The sequence below is a fragment of the Streptomyces durbertensis genome, assembly GCF_014156695.1.
In the GTDB taxonomy this organism is placed as follows: domain Bacteria; phylum Actinomycetota; class Actinomycetes; order Streptomycetales; family Streptomycetaceae; genus Streptomyces; species Streptomyces durbertensis.
Genome location: NZ_WMLF01000195.1, coordinates 1 through 9796, shown reverse-complemented (window position 1 = coordinate 9796; position 9796 = coordinate 1). Strand labels below are relative to the sequence as shown.

Genomic DNA, 9796 nt, shown 5'->3' with positions numbered 1-9796 from the left:
GGCTGGAACAGCACGGACCCGCCCCGGTGTGTTGGTTCAGGAGCCCGCTCGGATCCTGAACCGGCCGGCCGGGAGCCGTCCCTCCCGGCCGGGGTCCTTGATGCGGCGGCGAAGCGGGCCGCCGCGGTTCACCGGGCGACCGCGGCGAGACGCGCCGGACGGTGTGCTTGTCGCGGGTCGCGGGGGCGACGTTGTCCTCGTCGACCGTGGTGCGCCGGGGTCGGCGCGGGTAGGTGTCGCTTCCGCGGCGCAGGTGCGGGCACCCCCGTCTCCCCCGGTGACGCCGGCGCGCGTCAGGGGCCTGTTCGGCCCTACAGGTTGGTCATGTCGACCGGGATCTGCGGCTCGGCACCGTCACGCAGGATGGTGGCCTCGATGAGGCCGTACGGGCGGTCGGCCGCGAAGTAGACCTCGTTGTCGTTCTTGAGGCCGAAGGGTTCGAGGTCGACCAGGAAGTGGTGCTTGTTCGGCAGCGAGAAGCGGATCTCGTCGATCTCGCTGCGGCCGTTGATGACCCGCGCACCCATCTGGTACAGCGTCTGCTGGAGGGAGAGCGAGTAGGTCTCCACGAAGGCGTCGAGCATGTGCTGCTTGGCCTTCTCGTAGGAACGCTCCCAGTTCGGCATGCGCTGGTCGTCGCTGGTCCAGTTGTGCCGCCACACACCGGTCACCTGGGTGGCCAGGATGCGGTCGTAGGCCTCCTTGAGGGTGGTGTACCGGTCCTTCACGTAGCCCCAGAACTCCGAGTTGGTGGAGTTCATGACCGTCAGGTCCTTCAGGCCGGAGAAGACCTGCCACTTCTCACCGTCGTAGGTGATCTGCGCGGTCCGGACCTCCTGGCCCCTGCGTACGAAGGAGTGCTGGACCTCGTCGGCGCCGATGAACTTGGAGTTCGAGTCGGAGGTCCCGATGCGGTCCCAGGCGTACTCCTCGATCCGGATGCGGGCCCGGTGGATGGGTTCCTGGGAGTCGACGAAGTGCCGGGCGAGGTGGATGCCGAACTGCTCGGCCGACTCGATGCCGTACTCCTTGGCGAAGGCGTAGACGGTGTTCTTTGTCGTGTCCGTCGGCAGGCAGTTGGCGTTGGAGCCCGAGTAGTGGACGTCCTCCATGTCGCCGGAGAGCGACACGGAGACGTTGAGGTCCTTGATGTGGTGGGTGTCGCCGTCCCGGGTGATCTTGACGACGCGGTTCTCGGCCTTGCCGTACTGGTTCTGGCCGAGCAGGGTCGGGCGGCCCGCGGCGGGCCGTCCGTTGCGAGAATTAGCAGTCATGTCAGGCGTCAGCTCCCTCGGTACACGGAGTAGCCGAACGGGTTGAGCAGCAGCGGTACGTGGTAGTGCTCGCCCGGGGCGACCGCGAAGACGATCGTGACCTCGGGAAAGAAGACACCGCTGTCCCTTGCGCGGGGGGCGTCCTGCTGTTCCTCGGCTTGCTTGTCTAGGTGGTGCTTGTCGGTGCGGTGCTTGTCGGCGTGGAGTGGCCGGTGCGCGAAGTACGACTCGACCTCGAAGACCAGGCGTACGTGCGCGGTGCCCTCCGGCAGGGCCGGGAGGTCCTTGCAGCGCCCGTCGGCGTCGGTCTTCGACGCGCCGTGCGCGACCCATGTGCCGTCGGCGGCGTCCCGGACGGACAGTTCGACGGCGACGCCCTCGGCCGGACGTCCGATGCTGGTGTCCAGGATGTGCGTGGACACCGAGGCGGTCGTCTGGGTGCTCATGTCGGTCAGGCTCCTTCTGCGAGACGGGTCAGCCGGATGCGGTTGATCTTCACCAGTTCGGTGCGGACGTTCTCCCGCTCCCGCTCCGGCGTGTTGTCGATCCGCGCGCGGACCGCGTCGCGCATCTGCTCCGCCGTGAGGCCGGTGGCGCAGATGAGGAAGACGTGTCCGAACCTGTCCTGGTAGGCCAGGTTCAGTTCGAGCATCTCGGCCTTCAGCTCCTCGGAGGCGCCGGCCATGCCCCGCTGTTCGCGGGCCGAGGTCGGGTCTCCGGGCTTCGGCCGGCCGATCGGGGGGTGGCCGGCCATGGCCTCGGCCAGGTCGTCCGCCGTCAGCTCGGCCATCGCGGCGTCGCTGGCGGTGAACAGGGCGGCGGCGTCCGCGTACGGACGTCCCGCGAGCAGCCGCTCCACCCAGGTCGTGGAGGCGCACACCTCGTGGAGTGCGGCCTCGGCGCTCTGGTCGTCAGCGGCGTTGAACCGGGTCAGCCCCGGTGTCGGACTCGAAGTCACGGGGGCCTCCGTGGCCATGGTGCTCTGTTCGGGCTGGGGAACAGCTAAACCCCCCGGCAACGGCGCGTCAACACTTTGTTGAAGGTTTCTCGGTGAGACCACCCTCGCGGACCCGGTCCGACCCTCGACCGGAACAGGCGTCAGGGGCCGCCACCGCTGACCTCCGGTGACGACCCCCGACCCTCGCGGACGACGCGTCAGCCCCCCGCCTTGGCGGCGTTCTCCCTGTTCAGGTAGTTGTAGACCGTGAAGCGGCTGACGCCGAGCGCGGCGGCGACCGTCTCCACGCCGTGGCGGACCGTGAAGGCGCCCCGGTTCTCCAGGATCCGCACGACCGACTGCTTTGTCTTGCGGTCCAGTTCCTTGAGCGGCTTGCCGTGCCGGCGCTCCAGGTCCAGGAGCAGGTTGTCCAACGTCTGGGAGAGGTGCGGCAGCCGGACGGCCAGCACCTCCTGACCCTCCCAGCTGAGCACCACGTCGTCACCGCTCGCCTCGTCCGGCGCCACGATCTCCCCGCCCATGGCATCCACCAGCGGCTTGACGGCCGCGGTGAACGGGTGCTCGCCGACCGGGCTCATCCGGCCTCCCCCTCCCGACCGTCGGACACGACGCTCACCTGGAGGGAGACCCGGGTGGCGCCGGAGTCCAGTGTGCGGCGCAGCATCTCCCGCACCACCTCCAGCACCTCGGCGTCGGACCCCTCCGCGGTGTTGCCGAACGGGCCGACGTCGACCGCGTCCAGCTCGGCGCCCTGCACGACCTCGCGGGCCACCACGGCGTGCCGCGGGGCCTCGTCCAGATCGAACGGCTCGGTCGTGAACTCCACTCTCAATCGCACGCGCTCAACGTACCGCGCACCCGGCCGGCCGCCACCCGGCGGACGGCCCCCACCGGCGACCAGGAGGCGGACAATCCGGGCGACCCCCTTGACAGCCACCCCGACCGCGCTGCAATCTTCCACCAGATAGAACACGACTTCCGCAATACGGAAGGAGCGCCACCCTCATGGGCTTCACGGACACGCGCTTCACTGTGAACCTCTCGATCCTCTTCACCGAGCTCCCGCTGCTGGAGCGCCCGGCCGCCGCGGCCGCCGCCGGCTTCCGCGCGGCCGAGCTGTGGTGGCCCTGGGTGGAGACCCCGACCCCCGACCGGTCCGAGCTGGACGCGCTGCGCAGCGCCTTCCAGGACGCCGGCGTCCAGCTCACCGGGCTGAACTTCTACGCCGGGCAGCTCCCCGGCCCCGACCGCGGCGCACTGTCCGTGCCGGGCGAGGAGGCGGAGCGGTTCCGCGCGAACATCGACGTGACGGCCGACTTCGCCCGGTCCCTCGGCTGCCGTGCGCTCAACGCGCTCTACGGCAACCGCGTCGAGGGCGTCGACCCGGCCCGGCAGGACGAACTCGCCCTGGAGAACCTGGCCCTGGCCGCCCGGGCCGCCGACCGCGTCGGCGCGATCCTGCTGGTCGAGGCCCTGAACCAGCCGGAGTCACCGAAGTACCCGCTGGTCAGCGCCCCGGCGGCGGTGGAGGTCGTCGAGCGGGTCAACGCCGCGACCGGCCTGGACAACGCCCGCTTCCTGATGGACCTCTACCACCTGTCGATGAACGGCGAGGACCTGCCGCGGGTGATCGACCGGTACACCGCCGTCACGGGCCACGTCCAGATCGCCGACAACCCCGGCCGGGGCGCCCCCGGCACCGGCGGACTCGACCTCGCGGACCTGCTCGGCCGGCTCCGCAAGAACGGCTACGACGGCTGGGTCGGCCTGGAGTACAAGCCGGGCGACGCGCCCAGCGCCGAGTCCTTCGGCTGGCTGCGCACCGCCGGCTGACTCCGGCCGCGCCGCCGGGCACGCGCGCCCGGGCCGAAGCCACGACGACACGACAACACAGAGGGTCACACACCGATGAGCAACACACTTCCCCGCATCGCCTGGATCGGCCTGGGCATCATGGGCTCCCCCATGGCCGAGAACCTGATCAAGGCCGGCTACCAGGTCACCGGCTTCACCCTGGAGCAGGACAAGCTCGACCGGCTCGCCGCCGCCGGCGGCAAGGCCGCCGGCTCGATCGCCGAGGCCGTCGCCGAGGCCGACGTGGTCGTCACGATGGTGCCGGCCGACCCGCAGGTCAAGGCCGTCATCCTCGGTGAGGACGGTGTCGTCGCCCACGCCAGGCAGGGCGCGACGATCATCGACATGTCCTCGATCACCCCGCAGACCTCCATCGCGGTGGCCGAGGCGGCCGCGCGGGCCGGCAAGGACCTGAAGGTCCTGGACGCCCCGGTGTCCGGCGGCGAGGCAGGCGCGATCGAGGCGGTGCTGTCCATCATGGTCGGCGGCGAGCAGGCCGACTTCGACCGGGTGAAGCCGGTGTTCGAGGCGCTCGGCAGGACGATCATCCTGTGCGGCCCGCACGGTTCCGGCCAGACGGTGAAGGCCGCCAACCAGCTGATCGTGGCGGTCAACATCCAGGCCTGCGCCGAGGCCGTGGTCTTCCTGGAGAAGTCCGGGGTCGACCTGGACGCCGCACTCGACGTGCTCGCCGGCGGGCTGGCCGGTTCCACCGTGCTGGACCGCAAGAAGGAGAACTTCAAGAAGCGGGACTTCAAGCCGGGCTTCCGCATCGACCTGCACCACAAGGACATGGGCATCGTCACCGACGCGGCCCGCAGCGTGGGCGCCGCGCTGCCGGTGGGCGCGGTCGTCGCCCAGCTGGTGGCTTCGCTGCGCGCGCAGGGCGACGGCGGCCTCGACCACTCCGCGCTGCTGCGCGCGGTCGAGCGGCTGTCCGGCGCCTCCGTCTGATCTCCCGGCCGGGCCGGCCGCACACGCCCGGCCGGCCCGCGAAGACCCCGGGTGGCGGCGCCGACACCTGTCCTGTCGCGCCCAAGGCGCCGCCACCCGGTATTCAACAAACTGTTGACGCGCTGCCGAAGCCGTCCTTACGCTCCCACCGCGGAAGCCGACTTCCGCAGTCCCGCACGGAAGGTCACCATGTCGAAGCCCACGCTGACGACCGAGTCAGGCGCACCGGTCGCCGACAACCAGAACTCCGCCACCGCCGGCGTCGGCGGCCCGCTGCTCCTCCAGGACCAGCACCTGCTGGAGAAGCTCGCCCGCTTCAACCGCGAGCGCATCCCCGAGCGCGTCGTGCACGCGCGCGGCTCCGGCGCCTACGGCCACTTCGAGGTGACCGACGACGTCACCGGCTACACCCGGGCCGCGTTCCTCGACACCATCGGCAAGCGCACCGAGGTCTTCCTGCGGTTCTCCACGGTGGCCGACAGCCTCGGCGGTGCCGACGCGGTGCGCGACCCGCGCGGCTTCGCGGTGAAGTTCTACACCGAGGAGGGCAACTACGACCTCGTCGGCAACAACACCCCGGTGTTCTTCATCAAGGACCCGATCAAGTTCCCGGACTTCATCCACTCCCAGAAGCGCGACCCGTTCACCGGCCGCCAGGAGGCGGACAACGTCTGGGACTTCTGGGCCCACGCCCCGGAGGCCACCCACCAGGTCACCTGGCTGATGGGCGACCGCGGCATCCCTGCCAGCTACCGCCACATGAACGGCTACGGCTCGCACACCTACCAGTGGACCAACGCGGAGGGCGAGGCCTTCTTCGTCAAGTACCACTTCAAGACCAACCAGGGCATCCGCTGCCTGAGCAGCGAGCAGGGCGCCGAACTGGCCGGCAAGGACCCCAACAGCCACCAGACGGACCTGCTGGAGGCGATCGAGCGGGGCGTGCACCCGTCCTGGACCCTGTACGTGCAGGTCATGCCGGCGGCCGAGGCGGCCGACTACCGCTTCAACCCGTTCGACCTCACCAAGGTGTGGCCGCACGCCGACTACCCGCTCCAGCGGGTCGGCCGGCTGGTGCTGGACCGCAACCCGGACAACGTGTTCGCCGAGGTCGAGCAGGCCGCGTTCTCGCCGAACAACTTCGTGCCGGGCATCGGCCCCTCCCCGGACAAGATGCTCCAGGGCCGGCTGTTCGCCTACGCCGACGCCCACCGCTACCGGCTCGGCGTCAACCACACGCAGCTCGCGGTGAACGCGCCCCGCGCCACCACCGCCGAGAACTACGGCCGGGACGGCCTGATGGCCGTCAACGGCCAGGGCCGCTACGCCAAGAACTACGAGCCCAACTCCTACGGCGGCCCGGTGCAGACCGACCAGCCGCTCGCCGCGCCGCTGGCCGTCAGCGGCCACACCGGCACCCACGCGGCGCCGGCGCACACCAAGGACGACGACTTCTTCCAGGCGGGCGAGCTGTACCGGCTCATGTCCGAGGACGAGAAGAAGCGCCTGGTCGCCAACATCGCCGGCGGGCTCTCCCAGGTGACCCGGGACGACGTCGTCGAGAAGAACCTCGCCCACTTCCACGCCGCGGACCCCGACTACGGTCGCCGCGTCGAGGAGGCGGTGCGCGAGCTGCGCGAAGGCTGATTGGGAGGTCGGCCCCGCGCATCCCGTATCGCCGGTCGGTATGTGATCGGCTGATCCGAGGGGTGGCCGGCGATACGGGAAACACCCTCCGGGGCGGCACGCGTCCACCCCGGCCCTCCCCACCACACCTCCCGGCGGTGCGAACGTCCTGTCGCGCCAGCCTCGCACCGCCGGGTGACCAACCGCGCCGAAGCGTCCGCGAATCCACCCGAGTTCACCGGGACTGGTCGCGGACGTTCCGGTTTTCCGCGACCATGGGGGCACCGACACCAGTCCGGCGACGGCAACAGCCGAGGAGAGTCCGCGATGACGGAGAACGCGACCGTGCGTTGCCCCGACTGCCGCCGTGAGCACCACTACAACCCGGCCCACTACCCCTGCCCGTGCGGCACGCCCGTGAGCCTCGCGCTCGCCTCCGACCAGCCGCCGGTGCCGGTACTGCGCCGCAGCTGGTCGGAGTGCTGGGTGTCGGTGCGCTGCGTGGGCTGCGGCCGTGTCGACACCTGGCCGCAGCCCGAACTCGGCTGCCCGTGCGGCACGTTGCTGCGTCTTCCGGTGCGCGGCCAGCAGGCGCCGGCCGGGCTGGAGGCGTCCGGCGCGGACCCGGCCGCGCCGCCGACGGCCGGCGACCTGCGGCCGGCCTTCCAGCCGGTGACCATCCGCACCGCGCACGACGCGCTGCTCGCCGCCGACCAGTACCTGCGCTGGCTCGGCCACCGGGACGTCCGCGCCGCCGGCACCCGCCCCGCCTCCGGAGTGGACCTGCGCGGGCGGGACATCGTCGCCCGCGTGGAGGCCGGGACGGCACCGACGACCGTACGCGCCGTGGAGACCATCTGGCTCAACGGCCTGAACGAGTCGACGACGGCGGCCTGCTTCTCGCTCGCCGGGTACGCCCCGCGGGCCCGCGCCCGGGCCGACGAACTCGACCTCGCGCTGTTCGTACTCGACCTGACGGGCACCCCGCAGGCGGTCAACGAGGCCGCCGAGCGCCTGGTCCGCGGCGAGGGCTGACGTCCCGAACGACCGGCGCCGCGGCGCCGGAGCCTTGCCCGCCCCCGGACGCCACCGTCCGGCTGATCCCGTCGCGCTCTCACTGTGATCCCGTCGCGCCGACAGGCGGCACGACGGCCTTCGGCCTGCTCAGTGCCCGGAACTGACGCCGTTTGACGCGTTCCCGCCGTCGACCGCGCACGCACTCCCTCCCTCGTCTCACACCGCCTTCGCGGCCTTGACTCGATCGGGCGACCGCCGTACATTGCTTTCACATCGCAGAACGCTACTTCCACATTACGGAAACCGGGCTCGCCAAGGCGGCCGGCGAGTAGCGGCCTCTCACGGTCCGATCACTTGCGATCAGGAGCACTCATGCCACGTATGACCGCTGCCCGCGCGGCAGTCGAGATCCTCAAGCGCGAAGGCGTCGACACCGCGTTCGGCGTGCCGGGCGCGGCCATCAACCCCTTCTACGCCGCGCTGCGCGCGTCCGGCGGCGTCGAGCACAAGCTCGCCCGCCACGTGGAGGGCGCGTCCCACATGGCCGAGGGCTACACCCGCGCCAAGGCCGGCAACATCGGCGTCTGCATCGGCACCTCCGGCCCTGCCGGCACCGACATGATCACCGGCCTCTACTCGGCCATCGGCGACTCGATCCCGATCCTGTGCATCACCGGCCAGGCGCCGACCGCCGTGCTGCACAAGGAGGACTTCCAGGCCGTCGACATCGCCTCGATCGCCGCACCGGTCACCAAGAAGGCCACCACCGTGCTGGAGGCGGCCCAGGTGCCGGGCGTCTTCCAGGAGGCGTTCCACCTGATGCGGTCGGGTCGCCCCGGCCCGGTCCTCATCGACCTGCCGCTGGACGTCCAGCTCACGGAGATCGACTTCGACCCCGAGCTGTACGAGCCGCTGCCGGTCCACAAGCCCGTCGCGACGCGTCGTCAGATCGAGCGGGCGCTGGCGATGCTGGCCGAGTCCGAGCGGCCGCTGATCGTCGCCGGCGGCGGTGTCATCAACGCCGACGCCGCCGAACTGCTGGTGGAGTTCGCCGAACTGACCGGCATCCCCGTCATCCCCACCCTGATGGGCTGGGGCGTCATCGCCGACGACCACCCGCTGAACGCCGGCATGGTGGGACTGCAGACCTCACACCGCTACGGCAACGCCACGTTCCTGGAGTCCGACTTCGTCCTCGGCATCGGCAACCGCTGGGCGAACCGCCACACCGGCCGCGTCGACGTCTACACCGAGGGCCGCACGTTTGTGCACGTGGACGTCGAGCCGACCCAGATCGGCAAGATCTTCGCCCCCGACCTCGGCATCGCCTCCGACGCGCGGGCCGCGCTGGAGCTTTTTGTGGAGGTGGCCCGCGAGCAGAAGGCCGCCGGCACGCTGCCCGACCGGGGCGAGTGGGCGGCCGCCACCCAGCGGCGCAAGGCGCAGCTCCAGCGCCGCACGCACTTCGACAACGTGCCGCTCAAGCCGCAGCGCGTCTACGAGGAGATGAACCGCGCGTTCGGCCCGGAGACCCGGTACGTCTCGACGATCGGCCTCTCGCAGATCGCCGGTGCCCAGTTCCTGCACGTCTACCGGCCCCGGCACTGGATCAACTGCGGCCAGGCCGGCCCGCTGGGCTGGACGGTCCCGGCGGCGCTGGGCGTCGCCACCGCCGACCCGGAGGGCACGGTCGTCGCGCTGTCGGGCGACTACGACTTCCAGTTCATGATCGAGGAGCTGGCGGTCGGCGCGCAGTTCAGGATCCCCTACGTCCACGTCCTGGTGAACAACTCCTACCTGGGCCTGATCCGCCAGGCGCAGCGCCAGTTCGACATGGACTACCAGGTCCAGCTCTCCTTCGAGAACATCAACGCCCCCGAGCTGGGCCAGTACGGCGTCGACCACGTCAAGGTCGTCGAGGGCCTGGGCTGCAAGGCGATCCGGGTCACCGAGCCCGACCAGCTGCTGCCGGCCTTCGAGGAGGCGAAGAAGCTGGCCGCCGAGCACCGGGTACCGGTGGTCGTCGAGGCGATCCTGGAGCGGGTCACCAACATCTCCATGAGCGGCACCGGCCACATCGGCGAGGTCCTCGAGTTCGAGGAGCTGGCCACCG

At 70.8% G+C, this 9796-nt stretch carries 10 protein-coding genes; 5 read left to right on the top strand and 5 right to left on the bottom strand.

The genetic code is table 11. The annotated features are described in order from the left end of the window. Positions 1-311: 311 nt before the first annotated feature. From pucL to GL263_RS14600, 5 genes are all read right to left on the bottom strand, one after another. The gene (gene pucL / locus GL263_RS14620) at positions 312-1274 is read right to left on the bottom strand and encodes a factor-independent urate hydroxylase (RefSeq protein ID WP_182856141.1); all 963 of its coding nucleotides are present in this window, start codon (positions 1272-1274) and stop codon (positions 312-314) included. Between the two features lie 8 nt (positions 1275-1282). Next, positions 1283-1720 carry a hydroxyisourate hydrolase gene (uraH, locus tag GL263_RS14615; protein WP_182856140.1) on the bottom strand — a complete coding sequence of 146 codons (438 nt, stop codon included), beginning with the start codon at positions 1718-1720 and terminating at the stop codon, positions 1283-1285. A gap of 5 nt (positions 1721-1725) precedes the next feature. Then, entirely contained in the window at positions 1726-2250 is a 525-nt protein-coding gene (uraD, locus tag GL263_RS14610) for a 2-oxo-4-hydroxy-4-carboxy-5-ureidoimidazoline decarboxylase (RefSeq protein WP_194377522.1), read from the bottom strand. A gap of 179 nt (positions 2251-2429) precedes the next feature. After that, positions 2430-2810 (bottom strand): helix-turn-helix domain-containing protein, encoded by a 381-nt coding sequence (locus tag GL263_RS14605; protein WP_182856138.1) that lies wholly within the window; start codon positions 2808-2810, stop codon positions 2430-2432. After that, positions 2807-3070, bottom strand: coding sequence for a YkoF family thiamine-binding protein (locus GL263_RS14600; protein WP_182856137.1), 264 nt, complete (start codon positions 3068-3070; stop codon positions 2807-2809). The genes GL263_RS14605 and GL263_RS14600 overlap by 4 nt, the downstream gene beginning before the upstream one ends. Positions 3071-3237: 167 nt before the next feature. On the opposite strand from GL263_RS14600, the gene GL263_RS14595 reads away from it, so the two are divergent. The 5 genes from GL263_RS14595 to gcl all read left to right on the top strand — a co-directional run. Next, complete coding sequence (locus tag GL263_RS14595) at positions 3238-4065, top strand: TIM barrel protein (protein ID WP_182856136.1); 828 nt, start codon at positions 3238-3240, stop codon at positions 4063-4065. Positions 4066-4140: 75 nt separating this feature from the next. Further along, complete coding sequence (locus GL263_RS14590) at positions 4141-5040, top strand: 2-hydroxy-3-oxopropionate reductase (protein ID WP_182856135.1); 900 nt, start codon at positions 4141-4143, stop codon at positions 5038-5040. Positions 5041-5229: 189 nt separating this feature from the next. Then, complete coding sequence (locus tag GL263_RS14585; protein WP_182856134.1) at positions 5230-6687, top strand: catalase; 1458 nt, start codon at positions 5230-5232, stop codon at positions 6685-6687. 306 nt (positions 6688-6993) lie between these two features. After that, positions 6994-7701, top strand: a complete 708-nt coding sequence (locus GL263_RS14580; protein ID WP_182856133.1) for a hypothetical protein — start codon at positions 6994-6996, stop codon at positions 7699-7701. Positions 7702-8055: 354 nt separating this feature from the next. Beyond that, on the top strand, positions 8056-9796 hold a 1741-nt coding region (gene gcl / locus GL263_RS14575), incomplete at its 3' end, for a glyoxylate carboligase (protein WP_182856132.1).

What these genes read in the sequence shown, in the direction of transcription:
- GL263_RS14580 (WP_182856133.1), top strand. Translation starts at nt 6,994, where the DNA reads ATGACGGAGAACGCGACCGTGCGTTGCCCCGACTGCCGCCGTGAGCAC.
- GL263_RS14590 (WP_182856135.1), top strand. Translation starts at nt 4,141, where the DNA reads ATGAGCAACACACTTCCCCGCATCGCCTGGATCGGCCTGGGCATCATG.
- pucL (WP_182856141.1), bottom strand. Translation starts at nt 1,274, where the DNA reads ATGACTGCTAATTCTCGCAACGGACGGCCCGCCGCGGGCCGCCCGACC.
- uraH (WP_182856140.1), bottom strand. Translation starts at nt 1,720, where the DNA reads ATGAGCACCCAGACGACCGCCTCGGTGTCCACGCACATCCTGGACACC.
- GL263_RS14585 (WP_182856134.1), top strand. Translation starts at nt 5,230, where the DNA reads ATGTCGAAGCCCACGCTGACGACCGAGTCAGGCGCACCGGTCGCCGAC.
- GL263_RS14595 (WP_182856136.1), top strand. Translation starts at nt 3,238, where the DNA reads ATGGGCTTCACGGACACGCGCTTCACTGTGAACCTCTCGATCCTCTTC.
- uraD (WP_194377522.1), bottom strand. Translation starts at nt 2,250, where the DNA reads ATGGCCACGGAGGCCCCCGTGACTTCGAGTCCGACACCGGGGCTGACC.
- GL263_RS14605 (WP_182856138.1), bottom strand. Translation starts at nt 2,810, where the DNA reads ATGAGCCCGGTCGGCGAGCACCCGTTCACCGCGGCCGTCAAGCCGCTG.